This window comes from Flavobacterium sp. AG291, from assembly GCF_003350375.1.
Classification (GTDB): Bacteria; Bacteroidota; Bacteroidia; order Flavobacteriales; family Flavobacteriaceae; genus Flavobacterium; species Flavobacterium suzhouense.
Genome location: NZ_QQAR01000009.1, coordinates 147,845 through 164,151 on the forward strand (window position 1 = coordinate 147,845; position 16,307 = coordinate 164,151).

At 37.3% G+C, this 16,307-nt stretch carries 20 protein-coding genes; 10 read left to right on the top strand and 10 right to left on the bottom strand.

Features of this window, described 5'->3' with window-relative positions; genetic code table 11:
• Positions 1–40: 40 nt before the first annotated feature.
• From DEU42_RS11010 to DEU42_RS11030, 5 genes are all read right to left on the bottom strand, one after another.
• The gene (locus DEU42_RS11010) at positions 41–2,194 is read right to left on the bottom strand and encodes a hypothetical protein (protein ID WP_114758356.1); all 2,154 of its coding nucleotides are present in this window, start codon (positions 2,192–2,194) and stop codon (positions 41–43) included.
• Entirely contained in the window at positions 2,195–4,108 is a 1,914-nt protein-coding gene (locus tag DEU42_RS11015) for a transglutaminase-like domain-containing protein (RefSeq protein ID WP_114758357.1), read from the bottom strand. It lies immediately after the preceding gene.
• A gap of 103 nt (positions 4,109–4,211) precedes the next feature.
• The gene (locus tag DEU42_RS11020; RefSeq protein WP_114758358.1) at positions 4,212–5,294 is read right to left on the bottom strand and encodes a hypothetical protein; all 1,083 of its coding nucleotides are present in this window, start codon (positions 5,292–5,294) and stop codon (positions 4,212–4,214) included.
• Positions 5,295–5,365: 71 nt separating this feature from the next.
• The gene (locus DEU42_RS11025) at positions 5,366–5,917 is read right to left on the bottom strand and encodes an acyl-CoA thioesterase (RefSeq protein WP_114758359.1); all 552 of its coding nucleotides are present in this window, start codon (positions 5,915–5,917) and stop codon (positions 5,366–5,368) included.
• A gap of 3 nt (positions 5,918–5,920) precedes the next feature.
• Positions 5,921–7,315 carry a DNA recombination protein RmuC gene (locus DEU42_RS11030; protein ID WP_114758360.1) on the bottom strand — a complete coding sequence of 465 codons (1,395 nt, stop codon included), beginning with the start codon at positions 7,313–7,315 and terminating at the stop codon, positions 5,921–5,923.
• Between the two features lie 181 nt (positions 7,316–7,496).
• Between DEU42_RS11030 and DEU42_RS11035 the strand changes: the two genes are divergently transcribed.
• The 9 genes from DEU42_RS11035 to DEU42_RS11075 all read left to right on the top strand — a co-directional run bounded on the left by DEU42_RS11035 (position 7,497) and on the right by DEU42_RS11075 (position 13,425).
• Positions 7,497–8,120 carry a hypothetical protein gene (locus DEU42_RS11035; RefSeq protein WP_147278106.1) on the top strand — a complete coding sequence of 208 codons (624 nt, stop codon included), beginning with the start codon at positions 7,497–7,499 and terminating at the stop codon, positions 8,118–8,120.
• Positions 8,121–8,122: 2 nt separating this feature from the next.
• Positions 8,123–8,776, top strand: coding sequence for a hypothetical protein (locus tag DEU42_RS11040; RefSeq protein WP_114758362.1), 654 nt, complete (start codon positions 8,123–8,125; stop codon positions 8,774–8,776).
• 137 nt (positions 8,777–8,913) lie between these two features.
• Complete coding sequence (locus DEU42_RS11045; RefSeq protein ID WP_114758363.1) at positions 8,914–9,891, top strand: hypothetical protein; 978 nt, start codon at positions 8,914–8,916, stop codon at positions 9,889–9,891.
• A 150-nt stretch (positions 9,892–10,041) separates the two neighbouring features.
• Positions 10,042–10,602, top strand: a complete 561-nt coding sequence (locus DEU42_RS11050; RefSeq protein WP_114758364.1) for a putative glycolipid-binding domain-containing protein — start codon at positions 10,042–10,044, stop codon at positions 10,600–10,602.
• A 6-nt stretch (positions 10,603–10,608) separates the two neighbouring features.
• Positions 10,609–10,995, top strand: a complete 387-nt coding sequence (locus DEU42_RS11055) for a nuclear transport factor 2 family protein (protein ID WP_114758365.1) — start codon at positions 10,609–10,611, stop codon at positions 10,993–10,995.
• Between the two features lie 39 nt (positions 10,996–11,034).
• Positions 11,035–11,724 carry an HAD family hydrolase gene (locus DEU42_RS11060; protein WP_114758366.1) on the top strand — a complete coding sequence of 230 codons (690 nt, stop codon included), beginning with the start codon at positions 11,035–11,037 and terminating at the stop codon, positions 11,722–11,724.
• Positions 11,725–12,252, top strand: coding sequence for a YdeI/OmpD-associated family protein (locus tag DEU42_RS11065; RefSeq protein WP_317047651.1), 528 nt, complete (start codon positions 11,725–11,727; stop codon positions 12,250–12,252).
• A 103-nt stretch (positions 12,253–12,355) separates the two neighbouring features.
• Positions 12,356–12,976 (top strand): N-acetylmuramoyl-L-alanine amidase, encoded by a 621-nt coding sequence (locus tag DEU42_RS11070; RefSeq protein ID WP_114758367.1) that lies wholly within the window; start codon positions 12,356–12,358, stop codon positions 12,974–12,976.
• A gap of 11 nt (positions 12,977–12,987) precedes the next feature.
• A complete protein-coding gene (locus DEU42_RS11075) occupies positions 12,988–13,425 on the top strand; it encodes a DUF6526 family protein (RefSeq protein WP_114758368.1) in 438 nt (145 codons plus the stop codon).
• 89 nt (positions 13,426–13,514) lie between these two features.
• Here the strand turns inward: DEU42_RS11075 and DEU42_RS11080 are convergent, their stop codons facing one another.
• On the bottom strand, positions 13,515–13,925 hold the full coding sequence (locus DEU42_RS11080) for a hypothetical protein (RefSeq protein WP_114758369.1): 411 nt from the start codon (positions 13,923–13,925) through the stop codon (positions 13,515–13,517).
• Between the two features lie 16 nt (positions 13,926–13,941).
• Complete coding sequence (locus tag DEU42_RS11085; protein ID WP_114758370.1) at positions 13,942–14,136, bottom strand: hypothetical protein; 195 nt, start codon at positions 14,134–14,136, stop codon at positions 13,942–13,944.
• Positions 14,137–14,453: 317 nt separating this feature from the next.
• On the opposite strand from DEU42_RS11085, the gene DEU42_RS11090 reads away from it, so the two are divergent.
• Entirely contained in the window at positions 14,454–14,993 is a 540-nt protein-coding gene (locus DEU42_RS11090) for a YceI family protein (RefSeq protein WP_114758371.1), read from the top strand.
• A 44-nt stretch (positions 14,994–15,037) separates the two neighbouring features.
• Here the strand turns inward: DEU42_RS11090 and DEU42_RS11095 are convergent, their stop codons facing one another.
• Genes DEU42_RS11095 through DEU42_RS11105 form a run of 3 tightly spaced genes read right to left on the bottom strand, consistent with a single transcriptional unit; the run spans position 15,038 to position 16,191 of the window.
• Positions 15,038–15,397: a hypothetical protein gene (locus DEU42_RS11095; protein WP_114758372.1), complete on the bottom strand. Its 360-nt coding sequence runs from the start codon at positions 15,395–15,397 to the stop codon at positions 15,038–15,040.
• 18 nt (positions 15,398–15,415) lie between these two features.
• A complete protein-coding gene (locus tag DEU42_RS11100) occupies positions 15,416–15,928 on the bottom strand; it encodes a hypothetical protein (RefSeq protein ID WP_114758373.1) in 513 nt (170 codons plus the stop codon).
• Positions 15,929–15,930: 2 nt separating this feature from the next.
• Positions 15,931–16,191, bottom strand: coding sequence for a hypothetical protein (locus tag DEU42_RS11105; RefSeq protein ID WP_147278107.1), 261 nt, complete (start codon positions 16,189–16,191; stop codon positions 15,931–15,933).
• Positions 16,192–16,307 lie beyond the last annotated feature (116 nt).

Here is a 16,307-nt window from a genome sequence, read left to right on the forward strand (position 1 = left end):
AAAGACTCCGGCTTTATGCCGGAGTCTCATTATATAGTTATTAGCTTTTCTTTATAAGTATTTTTTCCTGTGTGAACTGGTATGCCGCATCCAGGAAAGAAACCATATCTTTCCAGTTAGCATTAGGCTCGTAGTAGTTTGTATAATATTTAAAAGTTTTAATAACCAGTTTATTGCCTTCGGTTTTAGCTGAACTTTCAAAACCGCCGGTTGTGTTTTTTATGTTTTTGTTCAGTTTATCAAGACCTGTAACGGTATAACCTTCGGGGATATCAAATATTATCTCCTCTTTGTATGAACGTGGATAAGGCATGTAAATATTATCCGTTCTTTTGTTTTCTTTCTCTTCAATTTCAGCCTGTTGGCTTATCAGTTTTCCAACTTCAAACACATAGTTTGCACCTGCTTTTTTTAAAAGGCTGTTTTTTACGGTAAAGTTTTCAGTAAAGGTAAACGGATCACTTTTTCCAAAACGTCCTGTATTGGTAATGTTTAGTGAATGGTCATCAATAGTAAAACCAAATTCTGATTCAGCCGAGGTTTTGAATTCTTCTTTTTGTTTGTCTTTTAGCTTGTTTTTAAGAGCATCAAATTCTTTCGTGTATTGTTCCTGTCTCTTTTTGTTTTTTACAAGAGAAAGCAATGGGCTCGTTCCATATTTGGTATAGTCTTCATCTACATAGTCAAAAAAGTACATTTTATCCGGTTGTTCGCCGTCTTTGTTATGCCCAAAAAGAGAAGACTCTCTCTGAATTTTAACATCTGTCATTTCAGGATTAAGGCTAACATTTATTTTATGAACGGTTTGATTGTCTTCATAAGATGAAGATGGCAATTTGGTAGTCTCTATTTTGGTTATTTTCTTCTGCTTTGTCACCTCAATCACATAAGCATCACTATTTTCGATAGTAAAAGGAATCTGATCCGCATTTTTGAAAGGAGTGAAAAACTGCAGATATACCGGATTTTCAGTATTTATTTTTAGTAATACCAAAGCGTTATTCTCTATCAGTAAATCTTTGATAGGGCCGTTTACTCTAGGTGTGGCAACAATAATATCATAATCAATTTTATTGTCTTTTAAGAAAGCCATAAAGTGATTGATAAATTGGTATTCCGTACTAAAGAAAGTGGGATAGTAGCCATACAGTGCGAATGGCTCCATGATTTTTGCTTCATTGGCAACAAAAGCTTCTACATAGCGTGTATAGTACTGGTGTCTTGTATAGTAGTATACCTCTTTTACTTTTTCTTCATTGTTTTTAAATGTCTTTCCTTTTAAAAAGCGTTCTATTTCTCCCAGATCTCCAAATGGCCTGAATTTATTTTGGTAGTAGGTAAGCACTTCATCAGGAGAAACAGTTTTCTTGATTATGCTTTCTTTCTCAGGAAGAAAAGCATTAGCTCTTTCCTCGAAAGCACCGCTACGTGCAAAGTATACCTGAAATTTATAACAAGGCAATTCCACTAACGGATAATACCATCTTGGGAAATCATTCTTTTCTATGTTCTCGGCAGTAAGTTCATACTGGCGATCGCTTCCCTTAGTGGTTAGTTGTTTTAGTTCAGGAGCACCGTTATAAGTATTAAAGTTTACAAAAAAGTCATTTTCAGTATTAAATTTAAGTTTTAGGTTCATGATAGGATATTCGTCACCTAAAGTATTTTCAACAGGTTCAAATCCGTATTCCAGGGATGTTTTGAAAGGTTCTACAGAGTAGAAATAATAATCGATAATATCACCTGTTTCAAGTCCTGAGATGGCAATTTTTTTTCTGTCATCAGCGGTTACTGCCTCTTCATCTACATTTATTATCTTTTCAGAACCATCTGGTTTTACAACTTTAATACCCACAAAGTTGGTTCCTTTTTTTACAGCAAAACCTTTTGTAGAATAGAAACGGTCTTTAAATGAGAATTCAGAAAATTCTTTGATTGCTGCCTGATCCAGAAGTTTAACCCTTTTTCGGGTTGATGAGGTGTAAGTTACATTTACTCCAAACTTATGAAAATCGTAGTTTTCATTTTTATAGATAACGACAGCCGATTCGTTTTTCCATTTTTCAGGAATTTCGACTACTGATTTATAAGGATCATTAGCGCCCCAGAATAAATCTCTTATTTCTTCTTTTTTTTGTGCAAAAGTAAAAGATGCCCAGAGGGATACGAATGCAATTAAAATACGGGTTTTCATTTAGTTTTTGGTTAGGGTGATTTGGTCGTTGTATATTTTCTTAAGAGAAGCGATAGACTGGTTCCAGCTCTGGAAGGCGTCTTTTTTTATTGTACAGTCATTAACAACAAAATGCTTCTTGTAGATAACGGTGTTTCCTTTCTGCTCATACGAAATACTCATGGTGTATGTGTCATTAGCTACTTTAAATGATTCAGGTAGCCTTGATACTTTGTATCCTTCAGGTATTTCTAATGTTATTAAAGACTCGTAATCTCTTTTATGAGCAAATTCATAGTCAGATTTACGTTCTTTAAAATCAAGGCTGGCAAACTCTTCCATATAATCAAGGTTAACATACATCTCATTATCAAAAGATGATACCCTGTTCTTTAGGTTTGCGTTATATTCCATCGTAAGGGTTTTATCCCTGTTTGTAAGGTCAGATGTTACAATGTTTGAGACTGAAAAATTTTTATTGCCTCCTGAAATATAATACTGAAGAGCATTTTCTTTCTTGTCCTTTCTAATAGTGTTATAGCCATATAAAAATCCTGAACGGCTTTCACCTTTCATTGTTCCCTGAATTTTACCAACAAGGGTTTCATTTTCAATACGGAAGTTTGAGGTATAAACTTCTTTATTTGCCGAAGCAGTCATTAACGGTACTTTTTCAATTATGAACTTGTCTCCGTCTTCAATCATTACTTCTTTGCCCTGAATCCTTTCTGCATATTCTCCAAACGAGTTGTACTTTTCAGTTCCGTCAAGAAAGTATTTCTTACCATCTTTAAAAAGAGTACATATCATGTGATTGTCTACCACAAGCGAAGGAATACTATAATTATAGGCGATATGTTTTGTTCCGATCCATGTAAGCCTTGCATCAAATCCGGCTTCTTTTAGCATTTGTCTTGTAAGGTTAGCCATACCCTTACAATCGCCATAACGTTTTTGGAAAACATTTTGAGAAGCGTCAGGTTTAAATCCAGCAATACCATCTTCAAAAGCAATGTAACGGATGTTATCCTGTACCCAGTAATAAATATTCTTTATTTTTTCCTCATCGGTTTTAGCATTTGCGGTAAGTTCATCAACCTTCGCTTTAAGGGTTGAAGGTTTTTCATCCATACTATCAACAAGCGATTTATACCATTTGTATAAATCGGCGGTGCTGTTAAATAGTGTTGTTTGCTTACCATCTTTAGTAAACGATTTGGCAATAATAAGGATGTGAGGATAATTGTAGCTCATTCCCGGAGCATTATCATCTTTAGCAATACCGTCTAAATTTTCAATGGAATAGGTGTAAATGGTGCTTTTAGTTTTTGGATCCGGTTTCTTATCTTTTTTAATGGTATAGCCCGCAAAGTTGAACTCTCTTATATCTATTTCAAGCCAGCTGGGAACAGTTATGGTAAATTGTTTTTTTAGCGTAGGATAGGTATCATGAAAATACAAAGTGGTAAAATACTTTACATCTTTATATTTTTTTTTAAGCTCGTAATTATAAGTGTAGCCCTGTACAGGAAAATCTACATTCATGTACTTCACCCTGTAATCGTTAAAAAATAAGTCTTCACTTTTATAAAACTCATCTTTTACAGGAAAGTTTGCAGTTTTATCGTTCCTAAACTTCATGGAAAAACCTTCAAGCTCGGATTCACTATCGTAGAATTCATATTTTTGAATATCAGCCCTGTGGTTGATATTCATCATTTTTTCTTCAATAGTGTGCTGAACCGTAACAGTATTAGAAAGTCCAAACGTTACTTTTTCATCACCCGAAAGTATGACTATATCATCTTTGCTGTATTTTTCCCTTAAATTTTTTGCATGGGTAATGTCTTCGGGAGTTGGATCAACACCTTTTTGTGCGGTAGCATAATGAAAAGTTGCCATCAACACCAATAAATGGATTAGGATGCGTTTCATGGTTGGTTTTTAAAACCGCAAGGTATAAAATTTACACTTTTTTTAACACCTTTTTACGCTAATAATACTTGTTAATTAATAATTGGTGTTTTGTGTTAAATAGTTAAGGACAAGGTGTTTCCATAGTGTCTATCCATTCAGCTATAAGTCCCGAACCTTCTCTGTCAACTATAGTCCTTCCTATAGTAGGCATCATTTCTTCTTTTTTTATAGATATCATTTTAGTATACATAAGCGAATTATTGCTGTTTTGACCTTCAATAATATATTTTTCGCCATTTGGCACGAAGTCATGTGGTTCAACGCATATTCCAAGAGCAGTAGGATTTGCTATCGCTGTGAACGAAAAGTTTTCAGGCATAATATCACAGGCTCCTCCCGGCTTATGACAATGGGCGCAATTAATATCAAGATAGGAGCGTGCCCTTAAATCAAGTGATTTGGTAGTATCACGCCAGTCTACTGTTGCCAGCGTGTTTTGCGAATAAGTATCCAGATAGCCTTCCTGTTTCCATTTTTCAAGCTGATTTTCTGCGCCGCCAGTATAACTAAAATCCTTAAAAAGATTTTGTGGTTTAGTACCAATTGGGGTATAAACAGTATGACTTGAATGGCAGGTTACACAATCCAGATTACCGGGTATTTTATAAGCAATCGATTTTTCTTTACCATTGTGCATCCAGCTAACGTTAACTGTGCTTGCGTTCATGTCAAGGAAAGCTTCAGTTTGTTCATCATTCCATTTATAATTAGCAAATATCCAGCCACTTGCTTTTTTAATAAGTATACGTGTTTCTATAATCTTGGTGATATTATCAGGGAGCACATTTTCATAGTAAAAGTTTTTAATGAGGGCTGCACCAACTGGGAAATTAAGTATCTCACCGTCTGAAGTATAGGTCGCTTTTGTACCTTCAGGCATCCAGACAAAACGCTTTTTAAGCGCATAGTCCGTAAAAAGGGAACTGTTCAGGTCGTAGGGCAACACTTTATAAGCAGGTTCAAGATTTTTTAGTTCGCCAACAAAGAACTTATAGTCAGAAAGTTTAGGATAGGGTACGGTAGTAAGATCCATTACTACAGGAGATACCTCCTTATATTCAGCTGAATCATACGAGTCGCATGATAAAAAGATTGTAAATACAGATAAAACCAATAAGGCAGCAGCTAAGTAATGTTTTTTCATGCGGTTGGTAAGTAGTTTTTGTTTAACCGCAAATATATAGTAATTAACGAAGTATCAAAAAAAAGACCGGATTATTTAAAATCCAGTCTGATGTTATAATTCTTAAGTTCTTCCAAAGCCTGAGAAGAGGTATAATCGAATGTTTTAGAATGCTTGTCATGCTCTTTTTTCTGGTTGATAAGTATTACCGCCTTGCAAAAACGTCGAATCTCATCTTCATTACCCAGTATCAGGTGTGGCACTTTTACATTTTTGCCTTCCGAATCTTTGGCAACCATAGTAAAGTAAGATGAATTGCAGTGCTTTACTTTACCTGTCTGTATATTTTCAGACTCTACACGTATACCAACGATCATAGAACTGTTACCCACATAGTTTACCGATGCTTTCATTGTAACCAATTCGCCTACTTCAATAGGGTTCAGAAAGTCTACAGTGTCTACGGAAGCAGTTACGCAATAAGTTCCAGAATATTTTGATGCTGCCGCAAAAGCAATCTGGTCCATTAGCATAAGGATATAACCGCCATGTATCTTACCGCTGAAGTTTTGATGCGATGGCAGCATAAGCTCGGAGATGGTAACTTTAGAGGTGCTTACCTTTCTGTATTTGATTTCAGACATTGCTTACGGATTTAATAGGTTAGTATCATTTTCGGCAGCCTCTTCCTCCTGTTGCAGGGCACGGTTAATGATATTTTCCGGAAGTGATTTCTTGGCTTTAGCCCCCATTTTCTTTAGTTTCTCAATACTTGTTATGATATTGCCACGACCGTCTACCAGTTTGCCCATGGCGTTTTGATATTCGCTTTGTGCATCCTTCATTTTGTTGCCTACTTTAGTCAGGTCGCTCACAAAACCTTCAAATTTATCATAAAGAGCACCTGCCTGACGGGCAATCTCATAGGCATTCTCCTGTTGTTTCTGGTTAGTCCACATACTGTCAATAGTACGTAATGTAGCTAATAGGGTAGTAGGGGTAACAATAACAATATTACGTTCAAAGGCTTTGCTGTACAATGTAGCATCGTCATTAAGTGCAATGGCAAATGCCGGCTCCATAGGGATGAAAAGCAATACAAAGTCAGGGCTTTCTATTTTGTAAAGATCATGATAGTTTTTATCACTAAGCTGGTCTACGTGTCTTTTTATAGAGTTGATATGTTCTTTCAGGTGTGCTGTTTTCAGCAGTTCGTCTTCTTCGTTCACATAGCGCTCATAAGCCACAAGCGACACTTTTGAATCGACGATCATTTTTTTACCATCCGGCAGATTGATAACGACATCGGGCTGTATACGGCTACCTTCGTCGTTTACATGGCTTTGCTGTACATAGTACTCGCGGTCTTTTTCAAGACCTGATTTTTGAAGTACGCGCTCCAGTATAAGCTCGCCCCAGTTACCCTGCATTTTGGTATCGCCTTTAAGCGCACGGGTAAGGTTCAGGGTTTCTTTGCTCATCTGCTCGTTCATATCACGCAGGCCAAGAATCTGTTGACGCAATGCAGCATGGTAGTCAATACTTTCTTTGTGTGTGTCTTCTACTTTCTTTTCGAAAAGATGTATCTTTTCCTGAAGCGGAGAAAGTATATTCTTAAGGTTCTCTTTATTCTGTTCGGTAAACTTGACTGATTTCTCTTCTAATATTTTGTTCGCCAGGTTCTCAAACTCTTTGGTGAATTTCTCACGAAGCTCGTCGGTTTCCTGACGCTGTTCGCGCATACGCTCAAGCAGGTTATCAAAGTCGGTTTCCTTTTTGGTAAGCTGTATGGCAAGGGCATCTTTAGCCTGACGCAGACTATCGCGCTCGGCGTGCGCCTGAACGAGTTGTTTCTCGATACCTAAAAGCTCGTTTTGCGATTGTTGTTTTAGCTGTTCAATTTGTTGCTGAAGGCTGTTAGTGCGTTCTTCAGACACTTTTTTATCGGCAGCGGCTTTGGATGAAAATACGATTTTGCCAACGTAAGTACCTATGGCAAGGGCAATAATAAAGGCAAGTAAAATTGAAATAGTATCGGGCATTGAAGTAAGTTTTGTAAGAGGTAAAAATACGTAAAATATTTGTTGGTAGAAAAGCAGGTAGATGAATATAAGTTGTCAGTAAAACTTTATATTTGATATTCTAAAAGATGTCGTTATGGGAGAATATGTAATTAAAAAAGCATTTAATTTTTCAGTCTGGTTAATCAGTAAGTGCAGTAATATGAAGCCTTTGCTTGAAAAAGCTGACGAGTTGAGGAGTATGAAAGAGGGTACTTTAGGAAAAGAAATAGCCAATTCTCTGGATCAAAATAATCTGAATCTTGTAGCAGGTTTTGAAAGCCATGACCTTAAGCATGTACTACTGGAATATAAAATGACACCGATAGATGAAATAAGGATGCAGGCTTTTATGCTGGGGAATCGTAACTATACCTTACCATGTTTCGCTATACTTATTTTTGGGATGATACTGCTTCCGCAGAAATGGGGCGTCTTTTATCAGGATTTTAAGGAGGGAAGGATAACAATCCCTGTATCCGGCTGGAAAATTGAAGATTATGCTGATAAGGACACACGAGGTTTAAGACAATTATTGTCTCATAAAAGAGAAAAAGAAATGATATCATTACAATCAATAACAAGAATTGGAGCTTTCACAGCTATATTTGCGGGTGTATTTGGTATGGTGTTTTGTCTGCCATTCCTTTTTTCATCTTCAGTAGCTGATTTAGTGGGTGCAGGCTTTCCGTTTGTTGGAGGTGCAATACTTGCTGTAGGGGGGCTTATAGCGTTATCAAATATGGCTAAAACTCCAAACCCAAAACTCCAAACCCAAAACATATAACCATGTCGCAAAACTACGTATCCTTTAAAAAATACCCTGATGCCAAAGAGGCTCGTGCCATACAGCAATTACTTATTGATAACGGTATAGAATGCACTTTTATAGATGGCGGATCGGCAATAGGAAGCGCTATGACTGGCGAATTATCTAAGGAATATGAATTGCAGTTGCACCCTGATAATTTTGAACAGGCACAAACACTGCTTGAAAAGGAAGCCGAAGGGATGATAGCTAACCTGCCGGAAGATTATTATTTGCTTTCTTTTACCAATGAAGAATTGCATGATGTTGTCGTAAAGCATTATGAATGGAGCGAATTTGATTATATGCTTGCCCTTAAGCTTCTGGCTGAAAGAGGCCACGGAATTGATCAGGGTCATATTAATAATATGAGAATAGAAGAACTCAATCAATTGGCTAAACCTGAAAAAAGCCAAAAAGGATGGGTTGCAGCAGGTTATATTTTTGCCATTTTAGGAGGCTTCTTTGGTATTGTAACGGGATATGTTTTATGGACTTCCCAAAAGACACTTCCTAATGGAGATATGGTTTATACATATAATAATAATGATCGTAAGAATGGTAAAAACATACTTATTCTTTCTATTATAACGACTTTGGTTTATCTTACTATTTGGTTCTGGCCCAAGAACTAAAGCATTATTAAGAAAATCTTTCGTAAAAAAATATTTAACATGCCCTGCCAATAAAGTGATGCACTTTTTGGCAGGGCAGTTGCGTTAAATATATGTGAATGTGGTTCTTGTAACTTTAAAAATTTCGCCGAATCTATATGAAAAGCATCAGGATCTTTTTGGTTCTTGCAGCATGCGGCTGCACACTGCCTGCTTTGGCACAAAAAACATTTGGGTTGGATAAATACACAGCAATGTGCAACTACTATGGTGGAGCTTCGACCAAAGCCATATACATGAAACCGGCAAGTCCGGTAGCGGAGAAAGTAGTACAGGATATTATGTCGGTTATTGGTTTGCGTGCCAATTTTGAGTTACGTGCTTCGTCTGATATACCTACAGCTGCTGCGATTATTAAAAAGGGAAGCCGATATATATTGTATAATCCGAAGTTTATGGGAAATATCGTTTCATCAACGGGAAACCAATGGACGGCAGTAAGTATCATGGCACACGAGATAGGGCATCACCTGAACGGACATACACTGGATAATGAAACGAGTAAACCTGCCACCGAATTGGAAGCTGATGAATTTTCGGGATTTGTGCTTCAAAAAATGGGTGCCTCACTTACCGATGCACAGGCCGCTATGGCTGCCATCGCTTCGATTAAGGGTTCACATACGCATCCGCCCAAACAACAACGCCTGACAGCCATTGCTACAGGATGGAGCAGGGCAGGAGGAAAAATTACTACTACGGCAGTTGCGGCCAGTAAGCCTGCAACTCCTAAAACTATCGCTGAGGTACCAGTATCGCAGCCGCAAAGAACAGAAACAAAAAGTTTAACCCGCGCTGAAAAAATTGCCCAAAGCGCACAGTATGACAAAAATGTGGTATCGGAAGCTTATTTTGCTTCAGATCCCAACGGAAAGTACTATGTTACCTCAAAAGGAAACCTGGTACAGGTAGACAGGGATAAGGTATATCTTATTGGCAGCCTCACGCAGTCAAACAGGCCCGGTTACAAAATGATGTGGACGGATACCGATTTAAATACAATTTATATCGGTTCAGCTGGAATGTTGGTAAACAACTACGGGAAGAAAATAGGTTACCTTAAAGCAAGAAAATAAAATGCTTATTGTTTTGACACTACTGCTCATTAAACGACTGAGCCGTAAAAGATTTGCCTCGCTGTAGCGGGGCTTTTTTTATAACTTCTCTTTAACATATAAGAGCCGTTAGCAATCTGATTTTTAAGTAAATTGCAGTAAAAATCAGTCATGCAAAAGAGTATTCTTTGGAGTGGGATAGAAAACGATACCGATGAGCATTGCGCCATTAATTTTTTGAGTGATGCCATTATGGTGCGCTCTGAAATTGAAGGCTGGGCGCATAGTATTCCTGTGTATGCTGATTACACTCTGAAACTTGATTTGCAATGGAATGTACAGGAGTTCGACATCCGTTTTCACGACAGGGATACTCAGCATCACTATCATTTTTTGCGTGACGAAGAAAGTAACTGGACGGATGTTTCAGGGAAGGACTATCCTGAATTTAAAGGATGCAGTTATATAGATATCTCGCTTTCACCTTTTACCAATTCACTACCCATAAACGGGCTGTTTTTACCCCATGGCGAAAGTGCGCTGATAGATGTTGTTTACATAGACATACTTGCCAATGTAATACGAAAAGACCAACAGAAGTATACAAAATCCGGACATCACCATTACACATTTGAGAATGGTGAAGGCAATTTCTCTGCTGATATTCAGGTGGATGATGATGGCTTTGTAACACACTACCCCGGATTGTTCAATATGATTCAAACCAAATAACTTTTTATGGATATCCAACAGATACAATCGTTAGAAAACAGGCTTATTGAAGCTATGAAAACAAGCAATGTTAATGAACTTGAGGTTCTGATTGCCGATGATCTTATGTTTACTTCACATACCGGACAGCTCTTTACCAAACAGGATGATCTTGATGCCCATGCTTCAGGGAATATTGAAATCTTTGACATTATTCCGTCAGAACAAAAAATAAGGATCGAGGGCGACGTTGCCATTGTTTCGGTTCTTCTTGAAATCAGCGGCTCATTTTTTGGCAGTACCGAAGTAGGTTTCTTTAGATTCACCCGTATCTGGAAAGAGCATGGCGATAAATGGCAAATTATCGCAGCGCATTCTACACAGGCGGTAAGAGAACAGGTGCAATTAGATTAAGTAATTACTAATGCTTAAATTTGAAGAAAATTGCCTCCCATGAACATTAAAGTAATCGCTTTTGATGCCGATGATACCCTTTGGGTAAACGAACCCTTCTTTCAGGAAACCGAACATAAATTCTACGAACTGATGGCGGATTACCTTCCGCAGCACAGCATTGCCAAAGAGCTTTTTAAGATTGAGATCGATAACCTCGATGTATATGGTTATGGCATTAAGGCTTACATATTGAGCATGATTGAGGCTGCAATAAAGATTTCTGAAAATACTATCAGTATTGAAGCCATTGCTAAAATTATTGAATACGGTAAAGAGATGCTTGAAAAGCCTGTGGAATTAATAGAAGGTGTTGATGAAGCGTTGAAAGTCTTACACGGAAAATATAAACTGGTTGTGGCTACCAAAGGCGATCTTAAAGATCAGCACAGAAAGTTACACGATTCAGGACTTGGACATTATTTTCACCATATTGAGGTAATGTCTGACAAGCAGAAGATAGATTATGAAAAGATGCTAAAACGACTTGAGGTAGAACCTTCAGAGTTTTTGATGATAGGGAACTCCCTTAAATCTGATGTGTTACCAGTGCTCCAAATAGGCGGTTATGCCTGTCATATTCCTTTTCACACTACCTGGCTGCATGAACAGATAGACCATACTATCGAACATCCTAATTTTAAGGAGGCAGAGAATATCGCAGAGTTATTACCGCTTTTACTGAAATAGATGGAACCTCATTTTTTTGCAACAGCGGAAGATTTCCGCAACTGGCTCGATAAGAACTCAGAAAAAGAGACCGAACTGCTTGTTGGTTTTTATAAAACCAAGAGTGGCAAGCCGAGTATTACCTGGTCCGAATCGGTAGATCAGGCCTTATGTTATGGCTGGATAGACGGGGTTCGAAAATCGTTAGGGGAGGAGAGCTATACCATTCGTTTTACGCCAAGAAAGCCTACCAGCATTTGGAGTGCGATTAATATTGATAAGATGGAAAGCCTTTTAAAACAGGGCCTGGTAAAACCTGCCGGACTTGCAGCTTATGAAAAGCGTAAGGAACATAAATCAAGAGTATATTCGCACGAACGGACAGAAGATGCTGTATTGCCCACTGAAATGGAAAAACAGTTTAAAGCCAACAAAACTGCATGGGACTTTTTTATGGCACAGCCACCTGGTTACCGCAAGGTAATGCTGCATCTTATTGTATCTGCAAACAGGAAAAAACAAAGCAGTCACGTTTTGAAAAACTGCTGAATGCGAGTATGGAAGGGAAACGTCTTACCTGATTTATAGGTATAGGATTACACTTTTTTGATTATATTTGAGTTTATCTATATAAATATTAAATCAACCGGACATGAAAAAAACGTTTCAAATTTTAGCGATTTTAGCATTGGGAGTATGTTTTGCATTTTCATTGCCAAATAAAGAAGGGCCTAAACGTGTTATTAATGTAGTTATTGATGCGGGGCACGGTGGCAAAGACCACGGAGCGACATATAATGAATTTACTGAAAAGCAAATTACCGATGCAATTACTTCAAAAATTAAGGCATTAAATAATGATAAAGAAGTTGCATTGTATTTTACACGTGAAGGAGACGAATTTACAGATATTAATAAACGTGTAACTACTGTAAATACCATAAAACCAGATTTGATGCTGTCATTGCATGTGAACTACAATAAACTTGATGAGGCTTCAGGGATGGAATTTTTTATAAACAAGAATGGAGTAAATGGAGAGCAGTCTGATATGTATGCTGCCCGATTATCGGATAAATTTAAAGATAAAGGATTTAAGATAAGAGGAGTAAAAACGGCACCTTTTTGGACGTTAACAAAGTCAGAAGTACCGGCTGTACATATAGAGTTAGGTTTCCTTTCTAATGAAATTGACAGAGGGTATCTTACCAGTGATGCATCACAAAATGAAATAGCAGGAATTGTGACCGAATTTCTTAATGAAATAAAATAATTATCTAAAAAATGGCAGAGCAAAACTATAAGAACCATATTCGCTGGTATGTTCCTCATCACTTTGTATTTTATCCTTTAATGCTTGCTTTGTTTTCGGTTGCAGTTACGCAGGTAATATTACAGGAACACGGAAAATTGATATGGATATTTTTAAGTGTTCTTGTTGCAATAATTACATGGGTAGCTTTTATGCTTCGTCAACATTATGCGCTTACACTACAAAACAGGATAGTATTGCTGGAATTGCGATATCGCTTTTTTGCAACTACCGGCGAGCGACTTGAAATGTACGAAGGTATGCTGAGCGAAGGGCAGCTGTTTGCTTTGAGATTTGCACAGGACGATGAATTGCTTGACCTTATAAGGAAAGCAATTAACGAAGAGCTTTCTCCCGATGCCATAAAACGTTCAATACAAAACTGGAAAGCCGATAATAATAGAGTATAAATATAAAAGCGGGACAAATTTAATTTGTCCCGCTTTTTTTGGATTAGGTTGGGAAAATTTCTACATTATTCTTACCTCTAATCCCGTATTTAAAAGTCATTGCTGTGAGGGTTTCGTCCGTCATTATAGTCACTTCGCTCTTCATCTCGACCTTTGTAGTAATCGCTGGATGAAGCATCTCTTTCTTCTTCACTATGGTATCTTCCGGGGCTGCGCTGCATCTGGTCGTTTTGGTTCCAGTCATTGTTTTCAGTGCCACGGTTGGACTGTGTGCCACCCATTCTTCTTTCTTCTTCCCAGTTTTCTTCATTTGGGTTGTGGGGCTTTGAGTCACTGTTGCGGGTACTTTGGTCAGAAGCATCCATTTTTTCTCTCTCCCTTGTTTCTCTTGGATCAAGGTCGCTTTCATTCCATTCATTACTGCGACGATCCATTCGTTGGTCTTCATTTTGACGATCGCGATTATTCCAGTCGCGGTTGTCGTTGTTGTTTGTTTGCATAATTATAGATTTGGTATTAATATTCCCGTTTGTTTGTTGCTGTTTTTCCGGTAGCTATTTTTTGAGGCGTTTTAGTTGCGGATGTCATTTTAGCAGCTCCTTTTTCTGCCTCTGCCATTTTTTTCTTCAGGACAGAATCTTTTGGATCTACATCATGGTCTTCAGGCTTGCTTGATACTTTTGGTGCCGGTGTCTGATTTTTATCTTTCATAGTTTTAGTTGTTTGAGGTTGTATTACAAAGTTCGGCACGACAAAACAGTGAAGGATATTAATTAACGTTACATTTTATGCAAAACGTTACAAAAAGCTTTAACAATCTGTTGGTTATGCAGTGAATAGGGGAAATTCTCAAAAAGCATTTTGCTTTTTTATTGGTAAAGTTTAACAAAGCATTCACGGGTGTTTAGCACAAAAGATATGGTGTAATCTTTAAATTAGAATGTGATTAACAGGTGATTACTGGTAAAAGTTTTTTCAAAACGACTTTTATTCGTACTTTAGGTAGTAACTAAACCAATATTAAAACTATGGCAACAAACAAATGGGTGCTGGATCTGGCACATTCTGAAGTTCATTTCAAGATAAAGCATCTTGTAATTTCTACGATTACTGGTGCTTTTAATATCTTTTCCGGCACATTAACAACAAAAGAGCACGACAATTTTGATAATGCCGATATTAAATTTTCGATAGATGTGTACAGTATCGACACAAACAATACAACAAGGGATGAGCATCTTAAGTCGGATGACTTTTTTAATGCTGATATCTATCCGCAAATCGATTTTAAATCTACTTCGTTTAAGCACCTGATGGGAGATAAATATGTACTTAATGGAGACCTGACGATAAAAGGAATTACCAAAAATGTAAGGCTTGATGTTCTTTTTGGAGGTGAAGCTAAAGACGGATTTGGAATAAACAGAGCCGGTTTTGAAGTTAACGGCTTAATAAACAGGAATGACTTTGATATCCATGCGCCTGATGTTACAGAAGCCGGTGGGCTGGTACTTGGCGAAGATATTAAGCTACATGCCAATATACAGTTTACTAACGAGACAGAGTAAAAAACTAAGAGCCACAATTTTTTTTAAATCTTGTGGCTCTTTATCTATTTCCTTTTAGGCTTATGCGTGTCTGAATTAAAATCACGGTTTTCAGCCGTTTCCATGTCTTCTTTCTCATTAGCTGTACCGCGGCTTTTGCTCACAACTTTACCATCATCTCGGGTGGTTTTGTTGTTTTGGCTTACCGGAGCTGCTTTCTTTTCATCCACATCACGGGCACGCTTTACAACTTCTGTATCGCCATCTGTGTCCTTTTCGACTTCAGGTGTAAGCTTTCCTTTAGAAGGATTGTAATCCTTAGGCAGGTTTTCGCCACTAAAGCCTTCATTTCGTTCACTTTTCTTTTCCTGATTGTTCATTTTTTTAGAACCCAGGTCTTTCGGTTCGTCGGTTCCTGATATCATAGCAATTGATTTTAGGTTTTATCTGTAATTCACAAGGAAGTTATGATACGATCTAACAATCTCATTTACAGAGCGTTCTAACGACGGTTTCAGCGTATCATAACCATCTTTAAGGTCACCATCATTATCAAAGTAGTCCGGTAACTTATATTTTACAATTACATCATTAGCAGTGTAAATATCGTTCACAACAAAATGGAGTGAATAATAATTGCCATGAAAACTCAATTTCATAGAATATGCAATGTTGTAATTAAAAGTCTCTCCTTTATTTCTAAGAAAAAAAGCATTTTTTTTAAACGCGCTAATAACCATACTGTTTGAGGTAACATTACTGGCATCATACCCTTTAATCCTCAAATTAGTTTCGGCTGCCCACATCTTAGAAAGTTCAATTAATTTCTCATTTGCAGTAGTAGGTATTGTGCCTTCAACTGCATCAAAACCTTTTGGGGTGAGCTCAAGTACCGGAGCCTGGGCATGACCGGTAAATATTATAAAAAAACATAATAAAGAGAATACCTTTTGCATGATTAAGCCTTTTTAAGTGCTTTTTCGAATTCATCTTTAATCATTCCATGAGATAAAAGAAAAGGCTTCTTGTCTATGGTTATATTAATAGTATCACCCTGGATAGAATATGATCCAGCAAATTTTCCAAGCGGAGTGTCTCCTTCAAAACTGCCCTGTGATTCATTGCCGGCAAACTGTCCTTTACTTCCTGCAGCATTTTTTATTTTTTCCAGAAGCTGTTTTTTATCTCCCGGATAATTTAGTGAAAACTGATTAGCCATTATAATAGGTTTTATGTTGTATGTAAATTTAAACATTACAAATCCTACTTTGTGTTTAGCTTTTGTTAAAGCCTGTAAAACAGTAAAAAAATACCAATTTTTAGGGATTTTATATG

Excerpts from the sequence above, each read along its gene's own strand:
- DEU42_RS11070 (WP_114758367.1), top strand. The coding sequence starts at position 12,356 with ATGAAAAAAACGTTTCAAATTTTAGCGATTTTAGCATTGGGAGTATGT.
- DEU42_RS11030 (WP_114758360.1), bottom strand. The coding sequence starts at position 7,315 with ATGCCCGATACTATTTCAATTTTACTTGCCTTTATTATTGCCCTTGCC.
- DEU42_RS11085 (WP_114758370.1), bottom strand. The coding sequence starts at position 14,136 with ATGAAAGATAAAAATCAGACACCGGCACCAAAAGTATCAAGCAAGCCT.
- DEU42_RS11060 (WP_114758366.1), top strand. The coding sequence starts at position 11,035 with ATGAACATTAAAGTAATCGCTTTTGATGCCGATGATACCCTTTGGGTA.
- DEU42_RS11090 (WP_114758371.1), top strand. The coding sequence starts at position 14,454 with ATGGCAACAAACAAATGGGTGCTGGATCTGGCACATTCTGAAGTTCAT.
- DEU42_RS11050 (WP_114758364.1), top strand. The coding sequence starts at position 10,042 with ATGCAAAAGAGTATTCTTTGGAGTGGGATAGAAAACGATACCGATGAG.
- DEU42_RS11055 (WP_114758365.1), top strand. The coding sequence starts at position 10,609 with ATGGATATCCAACAGATACAATCGTTAGAAAACAGGCTTATTGAAGCT.
- DEU42_RS11105 (WP_147278107.1), bottom strand. The coding sequence starts at position 16,191 with ATGGCTAATCAGTTTTCACTAAATTATCCGGGAGATAAAAAACAGCTT.
- DEU42_RS11065 (WP_317047651.1), top strand. The coding sequence starts at position 11,725 with ATGGAACCTCATTTTTTTGCAACAGCGGAAGATTTCCGCAACTGGCTC.
- DEU42_RS11075 (WP_114758368.1), top strand. The coding sequence starts at position 12,988 with ATGGCAGAGCAAAACTATAAGAACCATATTCGCTGGTATGTTCCTCAT.
- DEU42_RS11025 (WP_114758359.1), bottom strand. The coding sequence starts at position 5,917 with ATGTCTGAAATCAAATACAGAAAGGTAAGCACCTCTAAAGTTACCATC.
- DEU42_RS11035 (WP_147278106.1), top strand. The coding sequence starts at position 7,497 with ATGAAGCCTTTGCTTGAAAAAGCTGACGAGTTGAGGAGTATGAAAGAG.
- DEU42_RS11095 (WP_114758372.1), bottom strand. The coding sequence starts at position 15,397 with ATGATATCAGGAACCGACGAACCGAAAGACCTGGGTTCTAAAAAAATG.
- DEU42_RS11100 (WP_114758373.1), bottom strand. The coding sequence starts at position 15,928 with ATGCAAAAGGTATTCTCTTTATTATGTTTTTTTATAATATTTACCGGT.
- DEU42_RS11020 (WP_114758358.1), bottom strand. The coding sequence starts at position 5,294 with ATGAAAAAACATTACTTAGCTGCTGCCTTATTGGTTTTATCTGTATTT.
- DEU42_RS11080 (WP_114758369.1), bottom strand. The coding sequence starts at position 13,925 with ATGCAAACAAACAACAACGACAACCGCGACTGGAATAATCGCGATCGT.
- DEU42_RS11010 (WP_114758356.1), bottom strand. The coding sequence starts at position 2,194 with ATGAAAACCCGTATTTTAATTGCATTCGTATCCCTCTGGGCATCTTTT.
- DEU42_RS11045 (WP_114758363.1), top strand. The coding sequence starts at position 8,914 with ATGAAAAGCATCAGGATCTTTTTGGTTCTTGCAGCATGCGGCTGCACA.
- DEU42_RS11040 (WP_114758362.1), top strand. The coding sequence starts at position 8,123 with ATGTCGCAAAACTACGTATCCTTTAAAAAATACCCTGATGCCAAAGAG.
- DEU42_RS11015 (WP_114758357.1), bottom strand. The coding sequence starts at position 4,108 with ATGAAACGCATCCTAATCCATTTATTGGTGTTGATGGCAACTTTTCAT.